General features: G+C 69.1%; 20 protein-coding genes and 1 pseudogene. 12 read left to right on the forward strand and 9 right to left on the reverse strand.

The genetic code is table 11. The annotated features are described in order from the left end of the window. Positions 1-29: 29 nt before the first annotated feature. From PKE79_RS08945 to PKE79_RS08960, 4 genes are all read right to left on the reverse strand, one after another. Positions 30-572 carry a PadR family transcriptional regulator gene (locus tag PKE79_RS08945; RefSeq protein WP_271173347.1) on the reverse strand — a complete coding sequence of 181 codons (543 nt, stop codon included), beginning with the start codon at positions 570-572 and terminating at the stop codon, positions 30-32. A 62-nt stretch (positions 573-634) separates the two neighbouring features. Then, entirely contained in the window at positions 635-1,276 is a 642-nt protein-coding gene (locus PKE79_RS08950) for a UdgX family uracil-DNA binding protein (RefSeq protein WP_271173348.1), read from the reverse strand. Positions 1,277-1,290: 14 nt separating this feature from the next. Then, positions 1,291-2,151: a Rieske (2Fe-2S) protein gene (locus tag PKE79_RS08955; RefSeq protein ID WP_271173349.1), complete on the reverse strand. Its 861-nt coding sequence runs from the start codon at positions 2,149-2,151 to the stop codon at positions 1,291-1,293. A gap of 25 nt (positions 2,152-2,176) precedes the next feature. Then, positions 2,177-2,776 (reverse strand): NADPH-dependent FMN reductase, encoded by a 600-nt coding sequence (locus tag PKE79_RS08960; protein ID WP_271173350.1) that lies wholly within the window; start codon positions 2,774-2,776, stop codon positions 2,177-2,179. A 155-nt stretch (positions 2,777-2,931) separates the two neighbouring features. On the opposite strand from PKE79_RS08960, the gene PKE79_RS08965 reads away from it, so the two are divergent. Beyond that, positions 2,932-3,327 carry a TraR/DksA family transcriptional regulator gene (locus PKE79_RS08965; RefSeq protein ID WP_271173351.1) on the forward strand — a complete coding sequence of 132 codons (396 nt, stop codon included), beginning with the start codon at positions 2,932-2,934 and terminating at the stop codon, positions 3,325-3,327. A gap of 30 nt (positions 3,328-3,357) precedes the next feature. Here the strand turns inward: PKE79_RS08965 and PKE79_RS08970 are convergent, their stop codons facing one another. Further along, a complete protein-coding gene (locus PKE79_RS08970) occupies positions 3,358-3,765 on the reverse strand; it encodes a VOC family protein (RefSeq protein ID WP_271173352.1) in 408 nt (135 codons plus the stop codon). Between the two features lie 59 nt (positions 3,766-3,824). Here PKE79_RS08970 and PKE79_RS08975 point away from each other — a divergent pair, with 59 nt between their 5' ends. The 4 genes from PKE79_RS08975 to PKE79_RS08990 all read left to right on the forward strand — a co-directional run bounded on the left by PKE79_RS08975 (position 3,825) and on the right by PKE79_RS08990 (position 6,444). Continuing rightward, a complete protein-coding gene (locus tag PKE79_RS08975; RefSeq protein WP_271173353.1) occupies positions 3,825-3,980 on the forward strand; it encodes a hypothetical protein in 156 nt (51 codons plus the stop codon). Between the two features lie 49 nt (positions 3,981-4,029). Next, the gene (locus PKE79_RS08980) at positions 4,030-4,812 is read left to right on the forward strand and encodes a histidine phosphatase family protein (protein ID WP_271173354.1); all 783 of its coding nucleotides are present in this window, start codon (positions 4,030-4,032) and stop codon (positions 4,810-4,812) included. After that, a complete protein-coding gene (locus tag PKE79_RS08985) occupies positions 4,796-5,677 on the forward strand; it encodes an ADP-dependent NAD(P)H-hydrate dehydratase (RefSeq protein WP_271173355.1) in 882 nt (293 codons plus the stop codon). The genes PKE79_RS08980 and PKE79_RS08985 overlap by 17 nt, the downstream gene beginning before the upstream one ends. A gap of 65 nt (positions 5,678-5,742) precedes the next feature. Then, positions 5,743-6,444 carry a haloacid dehalogenase type II gene (locus tag PKE79_RS08990; protein WP_271173356.1) on the forward strand — a complete coding sequence of 234 codons (702 nt, stop codon included), beginning with the start codon at positions 5,743-5,745 and terminating at the stop codon, positions 6,442-6,444. Between the two features lie 49 nt (positions 6,445-6,493). Here PKE79_RS08990 and PKE79_RS08995 read toward each other — a convergent pair whose 3' ends face one another. After that, a complete protein-coding gene (locus PKE79_RS08995; protein ID WP_271173357.1) occupies positions 6,494-7,210 on the reverse strand; it encodes a lysophospholipid acyltransferase family protein in 717 nt (238 codons plus the stop codon). A 98-nt stretch (positions 7,211-7,308) separates the two neighbouring features. Further along, positions 7,309-8,109 carry an alpha/beta fold hydrolase gene (locus PKE79_RS09000; RefSeq protein ID WP_271173358.1) on the reverse strand — a complete coding sequence of 267 codons (801 nt, stop codon included), beginning with the start codon at positions 8,107-8,109 and terminating at the stop codon, positions 7,309-7,311. 460 nt (positions 8,110-8,569) lie between these two features. Between PKE79_RS09000 and PKE79_RS09005 the strand changes: the two genes are divergently transcribed. Continuing rightward, positions 8,570-8,722: a YbaK/EbsC family protein gene (locus PKE79_RS09005; RefSeq protein WP_271173359.1), complete on the forward strand. Its 153-nt coding sequence runs from the start codon at positions 8,570-8,572 to the stop codon at positions 8,720-8,722. Between the two features lie 6 nt (positions 8,723-8,728). Here the strand turns inward: PKE79_RS09005 and PKE79_RS09010 are convergent, their stop codons facing one another. Both PKE79_RS09010 and PKE79_RS09015 read right to left on the reverse strand, forming a co-directional pair. Further along, positions 8,729-9,532, reverse strand: coding sequence for an ABC transporter ATP-binding protein (locus PKE79_RS09010; RefSeq protein WP_271173360.1), 804 nt, complete (start codon positions 9,530-9,532; stop codon positions 8,729-8,731). Then, positions 9,529-10,197 carry a FadR/GntR family transcriptional regulator gene (locus tag PKE79_RS09015; RefSeq protein ID WP_271173361.1) on the reverse strand — a complete coding sequence of 223 codons (669 nt, stop codon included), beginning with the start codon at positions 10,195-10,197 and terminating at the stop codon, positions 9,529-9,531. The genes PKE79_RS09010 and PKE79_RS09015 overlap by 4 nt, the downstream gene beginning before the upstream one ends. Before the next feature lie 163 nt (positions 10,198-10,360). Between PKE79_RS09015 and PKE79_RS09020 the strand changes: the two genes are divergently transcribed. The 6 genes and pseudogenes from PKE79_RS09020 (at position 10,361) to PKE79_RS09040 (ending at position 17,348) form a co-directional block, all read left to right on the forward strand. Then, positions 10,361-12,109 carry a 2-isopropylmalate synthase gene (locus PKE79_RS09020; RefSeq protein ID WP_271173362.1) on the forward strand — a complete coding sequence of 583 codons (1,749 nt, stop codon included), beginning with the start codon at positions 10,361-10,363 and terminating at the stop codon, positions 12,107-12,109. A gap of 146 nt (positions 12,110-12,255) precedes the next feature. Then, positions 12,256-12,429 (forward strand): annotated as a pseudogene (locus PKE79_RS16680) (hypothetical protein); the annotation flags it as partial. Between the two features lie 148 nt (positions 12,430-12,577). Next, positions 12,578-13,321, forward strand: coding sequence for a tyrosine-type recombinase/integrase (locus PKE79_RS09025; RefSeq protein ID WP_271173363.1), 744 nt, complete (start codon positions 12,578-12,580; stop codon positions 13,319-13,321). A 562-nt stretch (positions 13,322-13,883) separates the two neighbouring features. After that, a complete protein-coding gene (locus PKE79_RS09030; protein ID WP_271173364.1) occupies positions 13,884-15,689 on the forward strand; it encodes an NACHT domain-containing protein in 1,806 nt (601 codons plus the stop codon). A 34-nt stretch (positions 15,690-15,723) separates the two neighbouring features. Continuing rightward, on the forward strand, positions 15,724-16,308 hold the full coding sequence (locus PKE79_RS09035) for a hypothetical protein (protein WP_271173365.1): 585 nt from the start codon (positions 15,724-15,726) through the stop codon (positions 16,306-16,308). Continuing rightward, complete coding sequence (locus tag PKE79_RS09040; protein WP_271173366.1) at positions 16,305-17,348, forward strand: hypothetical protein; 1,044 nt, start codon at positions 16,305-16,307, stop codon at positions 17,346-17,348. Before PKE79_RS09035 ends, PKE79_RS09040 begins: the two co-directional genes overlap by 4 nt. The last annotated feature ends 68 nt before the right edge of the window (positions 17,349-17,416 follow it).

Below are 17,416 nucleotides of genomic sequence, written 5' to 3' on the forward strand. Positions count from 1 at the left end.
ACCCGACGCGCCGGCGGCCGCCACCCCGCTCAGTCCTGCGCCAGGATCGCGTACAGCCGGCGCCGTGCCTCGTCGAGCACGTCCACCGCCTGCTGCACCTGCTCGGGCGTGCCGGTGCGGCCGACCTGGGCCGCGGCCTGCGCGAGCTCGAGACCGGCCTTCGGCAGCGCCGTGAACGCCGGGCGCTCCGCGCCCTCGGACGGCGACCCCCACGGGACGGAGGCGCGCGCGGCCTCCTCGCGGCCGGCGTCGGTCATCACGTACGTCTTGCGGCCGCCCGACTCCTCGGCGCGCACGAGTCCCTCGTCGGCGAGGAGCTGCAGGGTGGGATACACCGAGCCGGCGCTGGGCTTCCAGCTGCCGCCCGTGCGCTCCTCGATCTCGCGGATGATCTGGTAGCCGTGCATCGGCTGCTCAGCGAGGAGCACGAGCACGGCCGCGCGCACGTCGCCGCGCCCCATCCGCGTGCCGCCGCGCTTGTCGAACGACGAGCGCAGCTGCTCCATCATCTGCCACATGCCCTCGAGGGGGTTGCCGCCGCCGAAGCCGCCGGCCGGGAACGAACCGCTCATGATCGTCTCCTTCATCTCGAACGATACTCAACGATATGTCGTCGAGAGCGATCGGGGAAGGGTCATCCGTGAGCGATCCGGGCAGCGGTCCGCAGATCGTCGACGAGGTGATCGAAGGCCGTCTGCCGATCCGTCGCCTCGCGGATGCGCAGCAGGCTCGACGGGTGCGCGGTCACGATCGTCGGCGTCGCCGAGGCGTCCGCCGACTCGAGCACCGTGCCGCGTGCCTCGCCGATCTTCACGGGGGCGCCGAGAACCGACCGCGCGGCGGTCGCGCCGAGCGCCACGATGGCGGATGGCCGAACGAGGGCGATCTCGGCCTCGAGCCACGGTCGGCAGGCGGTGAGATGGCCGACGGCGGGCTTCTCGTGGATGCGCCGCTTGCCGCGTCGCTCGAAGCGGAAGTGCTTGACCGCGTTCGTGCGGTAGACATCCTCATCCGGCACGCTCGCGGCGTCGAGGGCGTCCGCGAGGACGCGGCCCGCCGGGCCGACGAAGGGCTCCCCCTCGAGGTCCTCGCGGTCACCCGGCTGCTCCCCCACGAGCATGAGACGCGCCGCGGGCGAGCCGCGCGAGAACACGACCTGCGTCGCGTCCTCCCACAGCTCGCAGCCGCGGCACGTCTCGGCAGCCTGCCGAAGGCCGTCCAGATCTGCCCCCTCGGGAACCCACTCCCCGGCGCCGGGGCGATCGATGTCGGCCATCGCCATCCGTCCGATCAGGCCGCGCGCACGAGCACGCGGCCGTCGTCGACCCGCACCTCCCAGCGCGGCTGCGGCACGCTCGCGGGGCCGCGATCGACGCTGCCGTCATCGAGACGGAAGCGGCTTCCGTGCCACGGGCACGTGACGCAGCCGCTCGGGTCGAGCTTGCCCTCGTCGAGCGGCCCGCCCGCGTGCGTGCAGGTGGCCGAGAGCGCGTGGAGCTCGCCGCGCTGGCGCACGAGGAGAAGCGGCGTGTCGCCGACCGTCACCCTGTTGAGCTCGCCCTCGCGGATCTCGTCGTCGGCCGCGACGTCGTTCCACTTCCGGGTCGTCTTCTGGAACGCGGTGTGGTTGACGCCGATGCCCTTGACGTAGGACAGGTGCCCGCCGAGGTAGGCCGACGCCAGCGTGACGCTCACCGCGACGAGACTCAGCGCGACGCCGACGCCCCGGTGGCCGCGTCGGCGCGCCAACCACGATGCCGCCTGCAGCACGGAGGCCGTGCCGTTCGTCGCCGCGTGCACGAGGCCGACCCGCTTGTCGGGTCCGTACGTGTCGGACCAGTCCGCCGCGCCGGCGAGCGCCGTCGGCGCCGAGGCGACCAGGCCGAGTCCGACGAGCTTGCGCGAGGCCTCCGCGCTGTCCTCGCCCCCGAGGAGGTCGAGGGCCGTCGCCGCGCCCCATGCGCCGATCGGCAGGTCTGTCAGGACGGGATGCAGCTGGTGGCCGAGCCACGAGCCCGACAGCGCGTTCTTGACGGGAGCGGCCTTCGTGACGGCCGCGACCCATCCGCTCACCTTCTCGACGATGCCGTCGAGCTCCTTCGCCTTCCCGATGCGCTCGACGAGGTCGTTCACGATCTTGGGTGCCTGCATGTCGTTCCCTCCTTCGTCTCGCGCGTCAGTGCATCGTGTCGGGGTCGGAGTCGCCCATGTGGCCCGGCAGCGTCACCGAGAGCACGCGCTCGACGAACGCCGCGTACTCGTCCATGTAGTGGCGGAGGAACTTCTCCGTGCCCTCGTCGGCGACCTCGCCGTCGTCGCCGTAGACCTCGGGCTTGAACGTGATGTAGGCCTCGGGCGCGTTCAGCTGCGGTGCGTCGAGGAAGCTCAGCACGCTGCGCATCGACGACTGCATGACGGCGGTGCCGATCGCTCCGACCGATGCGCCGATGATGCCGGTGGGCTTGCGGGCGAAGGAGTTCTGACCCCACGGCCGCGATCCCCAGTCGATCGCGTTCTTCAGCGGCGCCGGGATCGAGCGGTTGTACTCGGGCGAGACGAACAGCAGCCCATCCGACCCCTCGACGGCGGCCTTGAACTCGGTCACCGCGGGCACCGGGTCCATCTCGTCGTCGCGGTTGTACAGCGGGAGGTCTCGGATGGGGATCTCGGTGAGCTCGAGGCTGTCGGGCGCGACGCGGATGAGCGCCTTCGCGAGCACGCGGTTGATGGAATCCTGCGAGAGGCTGCCGACGAGGTAGCCGATCCGATGGGTCATGACACGCTCCTTCTCGTTGCGGGTCACTTCGGTATAGCGCGTCAGCCCCCGGCATGTCACGGGGTTGCGCGTTCTCGCCGATGTCGGCATGCGGCCGCGGATGGTCGATGTCGGTGCTGCGTGGAAGGCTGGCGGGAACGACGGGAGGAGAGGGCATGGCAGGTCCCGAGGAGGCGGCCGCGCTCACGCCGGGCGACCTCGCGGAGCTCCGCGAGCTGCTCGTCGCCGAGAGCCGACGCGCCCGCGCGCAGATCGCGTCCCTCACGGGCGCGTTCGACGACATCGTGGGCGCCGCCGACCACACGGCGACCGACGACGAGCACGACCCCGAGGGATCGACGATCGCACTCGAGCGCTCGCAGACGAGCGCCCTGCTCGTCTCGACGCGCGCTCACCTCGCCGACGTCGACCTCGCCCTCACGCGCATCGGCGAAGGAGCGTACGGCGTCTGCGAGAGCTGCGGTCAGCCGATCGCCCGCGAACGACTGCTCGCCAGGCCCGCTTCACGCACGTGCGTCGCGTGCGCGGCCCGAACGCAGCGGCGGCGCTGATCCACCGGATCGCCGGCGACTGTGCCCTCGTCAGGACGCGTCGGCCGGCGGATTGTGCATGAACTCGAGACGGATGCCGCTGTCATCCTCGACGAACGACGCGTAGTACCGGTCGGTGTAGCGCGGGTACTCCTTGGGGTCGCGCACGGGCGTCCACCCTGCGGCGAGCGCGATCGCGTGCATCCGGTCCACCTCCTCGCGCGAGTCGACCGCGAACGCGAGGTGCTGCCATCCGACCCGCCCGTGACGGTGGGGCCCGCTGTCGGGCTCGCGGGGCGGATAGATGATGAACTCCGTGTCGTCGCCGCGCTGCCAGGAGACGGAGCCGCCGTCGTCGAATCCGCACGTGTAGCCGAGCGCCTCGAGGATGGGGTGGTACTGCTCCTTGGCCCGCGCGAGGTCTTCCACGGTGATTCCGAGATGGTCGAGAAGTGCCATGCCCCCAGTGTCGCGGACGACCGCGTTACGCTGTGCACGACGCGAGCGAAGGAGCCGCCATGTCTCGACAGGAAGAGCATCACGTCCCCGCGCCGGGCGAGCCGAGCGTGCCCGAGCTGGAGGACGACGAGACCGTCGCGCCCCGACCCGAGGAGGAGATCGCCGACGTGCTGCGGGCCGAGCCCGACGTCGAGGATCACACCCGCAGCGCATAGGCGCGCAAGGGGTTGCCGACCGGCGGGGGCCGCTCGCTAGCCTCGGACGATGGCACTCCAGCGGCTCATCCTCATCCGCCACGGCGAGAGCGTCGGCAACGAGGCGGCGAGCGCCGCCGAGCGTGCGGGCGAGGAGGTCATCGACCTTCCGTACCGCGACGCGGACACACCGCTCTCCCCGACCGGCGAGGCGCAGGCGGCCGCGCTCCGCTCGGCGCTGCGCACGCTCGGCGCGGGGGATGCGATCGCCTGGACGTCTCCGTATCGACGCGCGGCGCAGACGGCCGAGCACGCTCTCGCGGAGCTCGGCGCGCCCGCGGTCGCCGACGAGCGCCTCCGCGACCGCGAGCTGGGCGTGCTCGATCACCTGACCTCGCACGGCGTCGTCGCGCGGTATCCGTCGGAGGCCGAGCGACGCGACCATCTGGGCAAGTTCTTCTATCGTCCGCCGGGCGGCGAGTCGTGGGCGGACGTCGCACTGCGACTGCGCTCGTTCCTCTCCGACGCAGCAGAGGCGGCAGCCGCGACCGGCGTCGTGTTCGTGCACGAGGCGGTCGTCCACCTGATCCGGTACGTGCTCGAGGGGTGGGATGAGCGCCGCGTCCTCGCCGCGGCGATCGAGGAGCCCGTGCCGAACGCATCGGCGACGGTGCTCGAGCAGGCGGACGGACGCTGGCGCGCTGCACGCATCGGCGACGTCGGCCATCTGATCGAGGCGGGCGTCGAGGCGACGCTGCACACCGGGCGCCGGGACGCGCTGCCCAGCGGGGGCGAGATCGATCCCGGGCATCCCGACGACGCGGGGGAGGAATCGCGTGTCTCTGCGGAGTGAGCGGGTCACGCCCCGGCTGCTGCGCGGCTGGGGGCTTCCCGACCCTGGCGACTCGAAGTACTCGCGCGGCACCGTGCTCGTGGTCGGCGGGGCGCTGCGCAGCCCAGGCGCCGCCATCCTGGCCGGAACGGCCGCCCTCCGGGTCGGCGCCGGTCGGATCACGCTCGCCGTGGCGCGCTCCGTCGCACCGTCCGTGGGCGCAGCGGTTCCCGAGTCGGGCATCGTCGCGCTGCCGGAGACGGACCAGGGTTCCGTCCGTGCGGAGGCGAGGGCCCTTCTCGTTCCGGAGCTCGACCGCGTGCAGGCCGTGCTCATCGGGTCGGGACTCGACGACATCGAGGTCGCGGGGCGCCTGCTCGCGTCGCTCGCGGCCGAGGCGCCGGAGTCGGTCGTGTTCGTCGTCGACGCGTTCGCTCTCGGTGCGCTCGCGGCCGATCCCGACCTCGCCTCCGCCGTTCGCGGGCGCCTCATCCTCACGCCGAGCCCGACCGAGCTCGGCCTGCTGCTCGACGAAGACGAGGTGGATGCCTCTGATGCGCGCGAGATCCGGCGAGCGGCCCGCGAGACGGCCCGCCGGTACGGAGCGGCGGTCGCGACGCAGTCGCTCGTGGCCGATGCGGATGGCAGCGCCTGGGCCATCCGCGCGGGCGGAGCGGGCCTGGGCACCTCAGGAAGCGGCGACGTCCTCGCGGGCGCCGTCGCGGGGTTCGCCGCCCGCGGGGTCTCCCCCGCTCGGGCCGCCGTGTGGGCGACCTACGTGCACGCGACCGCGGGCGACGAGCTCGCACGCGGCACGGATGGCGTGGGCTTCCTCGCCGGAGAGCTCGCGCCACGGTTCCCCGGGGTCATCGCGGACGTGAGGTGAGCGATCCTCTGGGTGTTTCCTGTCGAGCGAGGACGGAGGGCGGCTTTCGGGGTTAGCGTGGCCGGGTGAGCCGCGCGCACCGGAACGTCGTCGAGTCGTCCGCACGCCCCCGCACGTTCGTGTTCGACATCGTCGGGACGCTGACCGACGAAGTGGGCACGGTGCAGAGGGTCGTCGCGGAGGTGCTCCGCCTCTCCGACGCCGATTCGCTCGCCTTCGCGCGTGAATGGCAGGCGAGGCTCGGGTCCGAGGTCGACGCCGTCGTCCGCGGCGAGCGTGACTGGGCCGACTACGAGTCGCTGCGGTCGGAGGCCCTGAGCGGCGTGCTGCAGGAGCGGCAGCAGCGGCCGGGGCGCGCACAGCTCAAGGCGCTGCGGCGGGTCGGCTGCTCCCTGGCCGCCTTCCCGGGTGCCGCCGACGAGCTCACCGCGCTCGCGGAGTCCGCACGCGTCGTCGGGCTGACGAACAGCACGCTCCCGGCGGCATCCGCGTTCTCGGCAACGGCAGGGCTGCGGTGGCACGCTCTGCTCTCGGCCGACCTCGTCCGGGCTTTCAAGCCGCAGCCCGAGGCGTATCGCTTCGCGATCGACGCCCTCGGACTCATCCCCGAGGAGTGCGTCTTCGTGGCTGCGCATCCGTGGGATCTCGACGCTGCGAAGGGGTTCGGGTTCCAGACGGCGTACTACCCACGGCCGCATGCCGACGCGCCCGCGGCGTCGGACGCGTACGACTACACGATCTCCTCGCTGCGGGAGCTCGTGAGCTGAGCCGCGCTGCGGCCTCGAGGTCGCTGCGCGCGCCACCTCGCGCCGCGCGTCAGTCCCGCGACGACGCGTTGACGCTTCCCGAGCGCTCCTGTCCGCTGAGTGCGGCGATGGCAGCCATCATGCGCTCGGTGATCTCACGGCGCGCCTTGCTGTCAGGCATGCCTTCGAGGTCGGTGAGGTCGAGCGGCTCACCGAAGCGCACCTCGAGTCGCCGCCTCCCGGGGAGGAGATGGCTGAACGGCGCGACGGTCCCGGTTCCGATGAGGCCGACGGGCACGACGGCCGCGCCGGTGTCGCGGGCCATCCATGCCGCGCCGCCGTGGCCGTCGTGCAGCTTGCCGTCACGCGAGCGGCTGCCCTCGGGGAAGACGGCGAAGACGCTGCCGGCCCGGAGGATGCTGCTTCCCGCGTCGAGCGCGGCACGGGCGTCGCGCCCGGTGGCGCGCTGGACGGGAACCCCGCCGATCGAGGTGAAGAACCAGCGCTTGGCGCGGCCGAGAGCACCGGGGCCGGTGAAGTACGCCGACTTGATGAGGAACTGCACGGGCCGCGTCGCGGAGGTCGGGATGATGACCGTATCGAGCGACGCGAGGTGGTTGCTCGCGAGGAGCACCGGGCCGCTCGCGGGCACATTCTCTCGGCCGACGACGCGCGGGCGGTAGAGCAGCCAGAACAGAGGACGAAGGATGACGCGGCCGATGAAGTACACGGCGCCGGGGCGGGGAACCGGCGCCGCAGCGGGAATCGGCGAGACGGGGGCTGGCACGTCGTCACCCTATCCGGGCCGGGCGCCGATGGCGGTCAGGAGAGCCGACGCACACGCCCGAAGCCCAACCTGGTCTCGCTGGGCGCCTGTCCCGCAGATCAGTCCGCGTGGGCGCGCAGGAACGGAATGACCGTGTCGATGACGGCGTCGGGATTCTGCTCGGCCGGATAGTGGCCCGCTCCAGGGAGGACACGGCCGGTGACGTGGTTCGCGAGGCCCCTCATCCCCTCCTCGACGGCGCTGCCCATGCCGAACTCCCCGCCGAGCGCGAGCACCGGCGTGCGGATCGGGTCGTCGGCGATTCGACGAACGGCACGCGCGTCCACTTCCGCAGTGCGGTAATAGGAGAGGCTTGCGGCGAGTCGCTCCTCGCCGACGTACGCGGCGACGTACTCGTCGACGATCTGGGGATCGAGGGGGTGCGGCCCCGCGCTCTGCGCGAGGAACCCGCCGTAGTAAGCCCGCTCGCGACCGGGCACGAGGCTCTCGGCGAGTCCGGCTGCCCGGTTGAACGGCCCGTGCCAGCTCGGATAGTGATCGCTGCCGGGGGCCGGGATGGCGACATCCACGCCCGGGAGGATCTCCTCCTCGATGACGAGGGCGTTCACCGTGTCCGGACCCGTCGCCGCGAGGAGGGTGCCCACGGTGCCGCCCCAGTCGTGGCCGATCACCGCGTACCGCGCGAGCCCGCGCCGCCGCAGGGCGTCGTGCATCCACTCGGCCAGCGACTGCTTCGCGAGGTCCGGCAGCTCCGGCGGCACCGGCGCGCCGAGTCCTGGGAGGTCGAGCTCGACGACCGCGAACCCCGCGTCGGCGAGCGCTGGCGCGAGCCGTCGCCAGTGCAGACGAGTGACCGGCCAGCCGTGCATCAGAACGACTGCGGGTCGGGAATCCGTCATGCGCTGCTCCTGCGGGCCGTGAACAGAAGAAGCCTAGGCGACGCGGTCACGAGCTCGGCGTGGGATCGAATTCGATCGGGGCGACAGGGGCGCCGTCCGGCGAGAGACCGACGAGACGCGGGCCGGAAGCGTCATTCGCGGCGTGGAAGGGCGCGGCCGTGACGCCGTGCACCTCAGACGTTCGAGCTGCTGATCCGTATAGGTCCGCTGCCGAGCCATGCGGCGAGCGTCGTTCGGACCACGGACACCGACCTGACCGGCATCGACGACGAAGCCCGGGCGAGAGAACTCTCACCCGGCCGCCACGCCGAGCGGGAGGTGCTGGATCGCCTCGTACAGGCGGTCTAAGAGATTGACGGCTACCGCGAGCGCCATCGCGCACAAGGAAGCCACGCGCCATGGTCCGGGCCGGATTCCACCCGCACCGCGGCGGGATGCCGCCTCCGCGCTCGGCTGCGAGGTGGAAGCGATCACGAGCAGCCTGCTCTTCCTCGCCGACGACGAACCGGTGCTGGTGATGACCAGCGGCCGGCATCGCGTCGACACCGACGACCTTGCACGGCAGCTCGGCGCGGTCACCGACGGCACTCCTCTGCGCGTCGCCGAAGACTGAGGATGCTCAGGCGCTGCGGACGGAGCGGAGGCTGCGGGCGCGCCATCGCCCCTCGCTGTGGTCGACGACGATGGGGTGCTCAAACGCCTGGCTCACGAGGTGGGTCGTGAGCGTGTCGTACACGGGACCAGCGCCGACCACACTGCCATGGGCAAGAAGGAGAGCGTGCGTGGCCGCTTCCGGGATCTCTTCGAGATGGTGAGTCACGAGCACGGACGCGAGATCAGGATGGCTCGCGGCGAGCCGGTCGATCGTCTCCAGCAGCTGCTCTCTCGCGGCGACATCGAGGCCGGTCGAGGGCTCGTCGAGCAGCAGGAGCGATGGATCGCTCATCAGCGCGCGGGCGATGAGCGCCCGCCCCCGTTCACCTTGGGAGAGGGTCGGCCATCGCTCTTCGGCTTTCCCGTCGAGGCCGAGCAGGTCGATCAGCTCGGCCGCGCGGCGGCGGTCGGCGGTAGTGGGCTGCCAGCGCATCATGAGCTCGGTGGTGCCGGTGACCCCGGTGAGAACGACGTCGGTGATGGTGAGCGGGGATTCGAGCGGATGCCGCGGGTCGACGTGGCCGATGCGGCGACGCAGCGCGAGCAGTTCGATACGACCCACCCGATGACCCAGAAGGTCGACGGTGCCGCTGGTGGGGAACGTGCGGGCGCCGCAGAGACCGAGGACCGTGCTCTTGCCCGCCCCGTTCGGGCCGATCAGCACCCAGTGCTCCCCGGGATTGATCCGCAGCGACACGCGGTTCAGGATGTCTCTCCCAGCCCTCCGGAACGTCACCTCGTCAAGCACTACGACCGGCTCGGCGCTCACGCGAAGCCTGCCTTGAGGGCATCGAGGTGGGCGCGGCTGGCGCGGGCGGCGGCATCCGGCATCCGGTCGGCGATCGCGTCCACCACGACGGCATGCGCATCCTGATCCGCGCTCGCGTCGTGCACGGGGCGGATGCGGAGCATGTCGACCATCGCGCGCCGCACCCGCGGCACGAACCCGTCGAACAGCTCGGTCAGCACCTCGTTATGCGCGGCGACCACGATCGTGCGGTGCAAGGCCATATCGGCATCCACATGCTCCTCCACGCTCTGACCCGGGCTCGTGCGCAGTGCCAGCGCCCGCCGTATCATGCGCAGATCGGGCGGAGTCCGGCGGGTGGCGGCGAGGGATGCGGCTTCGACCTCGATCGCGGTACGCGCCTCGATCACGGTGACGATGTCGGCGCGGCGCAGCACCTGCTCCCAGTCCTCGGGTGCCTCCAGCGCCGTCACGTACACGCCCGACCCCTGACGGGAATCGAGGATGCCGCGACCGGCGAGCTGGCGGATCGCCTCACGCACAGTGGACCGTCCCACCCCGAGCTGCGGCGCCAGCGTCGTCTCGCCGGGGAGCTTTGCGCCCAGCGCCCACTCCCCCGCGCGGATGCGCGCGAACAGGGCATCGGCCGCCTGATCCGCCAAGGGGACGCGTCTGAGTTGAGCCATCTCATCTCCTCTACTTGTCTGAGGACTTGTGTTACAGTCTACCCGTGCTCACCTTCACTCTCCTTCTTCGCCGCCACGGCGGGGCGTAGCCAGACCGGCTCCCCGCCGTGGAGCCGAACGCTGCGCCGGTCTACATCCCGAAGACCCTGAAGGACTGCGTGACATGACCACCACGATCGCCCCCTCTTGGAACCGGCAGCGCCCCTCCGGCATGCCCTCGCACCGCTACGCCGACGCCTACTCCCGCGTCGAGGTGCCCCTCGGAGCCGACCGGCAATGGCCGAACCGACGGCTCACCCAGGCGCCGCTGTGGGTCCCGGTCGATCTGCGCGACGGCAACCAGGCCCTCGCGGAGCCGATGGACCCCGACCGCAAGCGCCGGTTCTTCGAGCTGATGGTGCGGATGGGCTACACCGAGATCGAAGTCGGGTACCCCTCGGCGTCCCAGACCGACTATGACTTCGTCCGGCTCATCGCCGAGACCGACATCGCCCCCGACGACGTCACGATCGTCGTGTTCACCCCTGCGCGCCGCGACCTCATTGAGCGCACTGTCGAGTCGATCCGCGGCATCCGCAACGAGGTCGTGATCCACATGTACACCGCGACTGCTCCGACTTGGCGCGACACCGTCCTCGGCAAGGACCGCGACGAGCTGCGGGAAATGATCCTCGCCGGTGGAAGGGACGTGCTGGAGTTCGCCGGGGACCTGCCGAACGTGCGGTTCGAATTCAGCCCTGAGGTGTTCAACCTCACCGAGCCCGACTATGTCATCGGGATCTGCGACGCGATGACCGAGCTGTGGGATGCGAGGCCCGAGCGCCCCGTCATCCTGAACCTCCCCGCCACCGTCGAGATCGCCACCCCCAACGTGTACGCCGACCAGATCGAGTACATGCACACCCACCTCGCGCGCCGCGGCGGCGTCATCCTGTCCGTTCACCCCCACAACGACCGGGGAACGGGAATCGCCTGCGCCGAGCTTGCCGTCCTCGCCGGCGCCCAGCGCGTCGAGGGCTGCATCTTCGGCAACGGCGAACGCACCGGCAACGTCGACATCGCCACCCTCGCCCTCAACCTGCACGCGCAGGGCGTCGACCCGATGATCGACTTCTCCGACATCGACGAGATCCGCCGCACCGTCGAGTACTGCAACCGCATCGACGTCCACCCTCGGCACCCCTACGTCGGCGATCTCGTGCACACCGCGTTCAGCGGGACTCATCAGGACGCCATCAAGAAGGGCTTCGCCGAGCATCGCGCCCGCGCTGCGGCCGAAGGACGCGACGAGAGCGAGATCGCCTGGCGGGTCCCCTACCTGCCGATCGACCCGGCAGACATCGGCCGCAGCTACGACGCCGTCATCCGCGTGAACTCCCAGTCCGGCAAGGGCGGCATCGCCTACCTCCTGGAGACCGAGTACGGCATCGAGCTGCCCCGACGCCTCCAGATCGACCTCTCCCGCCACGTGCAGCGGCACACTGATGCCACCGGCGACGAGGTCACCGCCGACGACCTCTGGAACATCTTCACCTCCGTGTACCTGCCCGAGAACCCCGACGTCGCCGTGCGACTGAGCGCATTGCGCGTCGACGAGGCCACTGCCAGAACCGAGGTCACCGTCCACATCGACGGCGTCGAGCACCGCTCCGCCCACGACGGCACAGGCCCGGCCGAAGCCCTCGTCGACGCTCTCGACGCCCAGGGGATCACGCTGGAAATCCTCTCGCTGCACCAGAGCTCGATGCGGTCGGGCGCGGATGCCGAAGCCCTGACCCTCATCGAATACCGCACACCCGAGGGCTCCGCCTGGACCGCCGGACGCAATCGCTCCACCCTCACCGCCACGCTCGATGCGGTCATCCGCGCCGCAAACGTCTTCACCGCCGCACGAGAGGTGGTGGCACAGTGAAGACCGTCGCGCACATGGCCGAGCAGGTCGGCGTCTCTACAGACCAGCCCGTTGACCTGCTCACCACGACCCTGTTTCCCGGCGCCGTCTACACCTCCTACGGCGCTCTGATCGCCGAACGCCGGTACTAGCCCGGCGGCTTCACCACCCGCCTGGGACGCAAGGACGTACATCTCGCCCTGGATGCCGCACGGACCGGAGGACTCACCCTTCTCTTCGGAGAAGCCCTGCGCACAGTGCTCGACCAGGCCATCGCGCAGGGACACGGCGACGATGACGGGGCCTCCATCGCCGAGCTCCAACGCCCCGCACACGCATGAGCCACACCCGCCGCGAGCACGGCGAGCGCAGCAGCAGCAGTCGCAACACCGGCGTGATCAACCGCACCGTCGACGTCTCGGAGGACGCCACGGGGCGTCCACGATCAAGAACTCGATCGCCCCTCTCGTCCGCGTCCTCGACGAAGCAGTGCGCGACGGGCTCATCCCGATCAACCCCGCGAAGAACCGCGCCAAGCGCAGCATAAACCGCAACGCCTTCCGAACCCAGCCCGCCGAGCAAGCCTCGCCCCGCGCGCACGCCATCCCCACCATCGGCACCCTGACCAAGCTCGCGGACGCCTGCGGGAAGATCCACCAGTCCTACTCGGACTTCGTCATGCTTGCCGCGCTCCTCGCCGCGCGCTCTTCCGAGGTCTCGGGTCTTCAGGCCAGCGACGTCCGGTTCGACAAGAACATCGTCGTCATCGCCCGGCAGACCTACCCCGGCAAGGGCGGACTCATCACGAAGCAGACCAAGGGCCGCAGGGAGCGCCTGGTCCCGATCCTTGACCCGCTCCGGCCGATCCTGGAACGTCTCGCGGAAGGCAAGGAGCCAGAGGACGGGCTTCTGGTCGGCCCGAAAGGCGGCGCCCTCACGACCGCGACCGTCAGAGACGCGACGAACTGGGACCAGATCGTCAAGGACCTCGGGCTGCCCGATCTCACCCGGCACGGCCTCCGGCACACCGGAGCCACCTGGATGGCCGACGCAGGAATGCCGATCCACGCCCTCCAGGACATCCTTGGCCTCGCCTCCGTCGAGCCCACCCGCGGATACCTCCACCCCGACGACCGCCACCCTCGCATCAGCCGCCGAGCAGGCCAACACCTTCTCGCCCGATCCGCCAAGGCCAGCAGGCCGACCCGACGCGACGCGTCGAGGTCCCTGTGACGCGGGGCCCGGAGTCACGATCGGGCGCTCTGGTCCCCTATTGGTCCCCTTATCCACAGGCGAGACCGTCCGGACGCGCGAAGCAGCCGCCCGGAGCGCCGGGAGACGCACGGGCTCCTCGGCGAGGGACCAGAGGGGGACCGACGAAAACCCGCCTCTGAACATGACGAAGCCCTGATGAGAACATTTTCTCATCAGGGCTTTTACGTCGGGCTGACAGGATTTGAACCTGCGACCCCTTGACCCCCAAGTGCCAGGAAGAAGGCTCATTGCACACTTGACCAAGATTTTCGTGTTTCAGCAATGCGCTCCGCACGGCGCGTTTTGCAGGATTTGCAGGCGGTTGGTCACCTAATTGGTCCACTTGCTTAGTGGTCTCGGGGCCCTCCCCCAAGGACCCTGTGCGCCACCTCGACGAGCACCAGCTCCACTGTCATCGGCGCCACCACAACACGATGACGCAACAGCAGAAACCCGAAACTTGATCTACGCGATGTCTTCGCCAGCAGCTAACCCGCTTCGTTGTCGGAGGCGTCCGCTACGGTCGTGACCAGGAGGACACGTGGCAGGCACCGATACGATTCGCGGAATCGCATACCAGCAGGCGCATGCTATCCACCTTGCCATCGAAATCGTCGAACAGTATCCCGAGCATCAGCTTCGCGTCGAGGGCACGGACGATGTGGTGGACATCGAGGTGCTTGATGCGGATGGCCGTCTGGTCGGTGCCCATCAGATCAAGAGCCACTCGGGTGCGCCATGGACGCCCAAGCCGATTGCCGATGTCATGCGGCGCTGGGCCGATCTCAACGAGCCAGGCGCCACATTCACATTCGTCACGAACGGAGAGCTGGGACCTGGCGCGCAGACCCTCAGCGACATCCTCGCAAGCTCTGAGCCCAATCGGACGGATCGGCTGGCGACAGAGCTGGGCGTCTCCGAAGCGCTCGCGGAACGTCTGACGTTCGCGCGCATCCGCGTCGATCTATCCTCTGTAGGCGCTCTGCTTGAGGCTGCCGAACGGCGCATTGCTGCACGGCTCGACCCGCTCCTACGCGACAGGGAAGAAGAAGCAGTGCAATGTGTCGACCGCCTGGTCAGGGTGCTCATGGAGCGAGCGGCGCACAATCACCCCGCCGAGCGACTATTCACGGCAGCTGAGCTCCGGGCGCTGATCGGCGGTGAACATGGGGAACGGGGTGAGTACCAGTGGGGTGGCGCACTGAAAGACTCCTACATCGCGGCGGTGGCGAACACCCCACCCGCGCTCGTGGCCCTCACTCTGACCCCGCTGCCTGGAGGCGAGCCTGCTGTCGACGCCCAGTCCCTCCTCCAGCTGAGCGCGGCGTCGGTGTCGGGGCCGACCGGAACCGGCAAGTCCAGCGTCATACAAGTGCTTCAGTCGTCAGCCGCAGCCACTGGACGTGCAGTTGTAGTCTGCCGGGCCGAGACTTACATACCCGGGCACATCGCGGCCCTCGTTGCGGATGCGCTCGGCTTCAGCGTAGGAACGGCGATCCCCACCTACGCGGGCCGCAAGGTGCTCGCTGATCCCGACGCTGTCGTCGTCATCGACGGGGTCTCCGAGATCCCCGAGGCCACACTTGAGCATCTCGCTCAGGAGCTGAAACCACTTCTCAATCGGCCAGGACTCGCATCGGTCGTGTTGGTCGGGCGCGACCCTGCGGTACTGCGCCGTGTGATGGGTCCAGCCCCCACACACCAAGCGTTCGGCGTCACACCCCTCGCGCATTCGGATCAGGAACGACTCATCGAGTCGGTTCTTGGACCGACTGCGTCCGAGTTGACGCAGATCCGGGCTCGCGCAGAGCATGTCCTCGGAGATGGCGCACGAAACCCGATGCTTCTCACCATCTTCCTGAAAGCGGGCGCAGTTGGCTCGGCCGAGCTAACTCGGAGCGCCGTGTACGAGAAGTTCCTCTTGCATCTGGCCGCGCGGGCACCGTCCGTCGATGCCCGCACCTACTTGCCCTTGCTCGGGGTCGTTTTCGCTCACCTTCTCACTGCCCAACGTCGATACTCGGACCAGTACGAGTGGATCGCCAGCACAGACGAGGTAGCGGACTCCCTCTCGTCCGCAACGGACGGCGCCAGTGCGCGTGCCGTGGCCCTCCACACCGGACTAATTACCGAAGTGGGGATGGGTGTGGTCGCGCCGTTCCACGACTCCCTCGCTGACTACCTCGCAGCGACTGCAGTAGCTGCAGGTCTCGCACCTTTGCCCCCCCGTTCTCCGCGCAACCCACTCAGAATGGGTGGTCTTCGCCAGCGAGCTCGGTGTCGACGTCTCCGCCCCTGTCACACGGGACCTGCCATTCTTATCCGTGCGCGTGGCGCAGGCAGATAGACACTTCCCCAGCAAAGGCAGCTACGCACATGATGTGGCAGCGTTGCTGGACGCGCTTCTGGGGATGGCCGGGTGCATCGTGCACGCGAAGGAAGCCCTCGACGGGCGCTGGGTCCTGCGAGCAACCGATGCTTCCAGCAACGACATCGGTGTAACGGTCGTGGAGCAGGAACGCGGGCCGCTATACGGAGCCGTGCGGCTCTGGCGGCTCGCCCTGCGCGCTCGATTGGGTGCAGTACCGCCCGCTCTGTCTCCCCGTCCACGCTCCGCCGAGGAAGCTCAAACCCAGGTCAAGAAGTTCGTGCGACAGCGTCAACGCGACCTCGACACTCTCCTCGACACCTTCCCCGATGTTCAGCGCTCCCACCTATTGGATCAGCTGCGCCCACTGGGCCTTACCTTCTTCATCGGCGAGAGCGAAGAGATCTGGGGAGCAAAAGATTGGCCGATGTCCTATGTCGCGACCGTGGAAACCTGTCTACTCCCGAACCCGCCCGTCGAGCGGCTCGGCCAGACATCCGCCTCACATTTTCTTGATGGCGGCCCGGCACATGCCGCGGCAACGGACGTTCAGAAGGCGATTGAACAACTTACAGACTTCTCAGGATGGCTTGCATGACGAAAGAAATCTGGACTGCGGTGGACAAGCTCGCCGACAAGTGGCGAAGCTCGCAGACCGCGAGGCGGGTCATTTCAGTGATGCCGCGCGATGGCGTCTCATCGAAGGATCCGCTGACGGAGATGCTTGCCGGGTTTCCCGCAAGATCGATGCGTGCGCACGCACTGCGCCTCAATTCGGAGCTGAACTATTTGCTAAGTCAGCCGATGTTTGGGCACGTGAAGAGGCCTGACACTTTCGATGCATGGCTTCTCGCGGCATACGAAGTCGAGGCCGCGTTCCGTCTTCAGCTCGCGTGGCTTCGCGCTCAGCTTCCGGGATACCCGTTGCTCCGAGTACCTCAACTTGTCGCAAACACCCCATTCACGACGGACGAGTTCAGTTGGAGAGCAGTCTGGGCACGCAGAGACATGGGACGCGGCTTCCAGCTCTCACCTCCACCCACCCTCGTCACGGGGTCTGAACGCATCGACGCGAGCCATGAGCTGCAAGATCTGGCTTCCGCGCTTCGCGCGTCAGATGCATGGCAACGACTCGCTACCACTCGCGCCGCATTGACCGGGCCGGACCACCAACAGCTTCACTCCGAATGTCGGGCTCTTCGTGCGGCGCTGTCATCTGAGCACGTCGATGAGTTCGAGCCGCATTTCGCACTTAAACGCCATCAGTTCCGTGAGGAACAGATGGCGGAGGCCATCGCGCGCCTGACCGGCTGTGCAGCGGCGTACGCGAAGGCGTTCACGGACGCGGCAGACACGGTCGACCTCGCCGTTGACGACGTGCTTCCACAGCTCGTCACCTACGGTCGCCCCAAGGATATTGGAAGCGCCGCAGGCCTCGACTTCCTTGGCGAGAATCGGATCACCTTCCAGCCAACCGTCCCGATCTTCTGGACCGGCATGCTGGTGTTCGTATCGGATCCACTCGTCGAAGAAGTCGGGCAAGTCATAGGAGTCAGCTTCAACTTCGGCGGCGGTATCGAGAACAACCGCGTCACCCTGCGGCTGTTACCTGGCGCTGCGGTTAGCTGGGGATTCTGACCGACCGGAAGAGCGTCGGATAGGTCAGAGCCAGTGAAACATCGACTTACCGACGCTTCCTGCTGCTG

This window comes from Microbacterium barkeri, from assembly GCF_027921765.1.
GTDB classification, from domain to species: domain Bacteria; phylum Actinomycetota; class Actinomycetes; order Actinomycetales; family Microbacteriaceae; genus Microbacterium; species Microbacterium barkeri.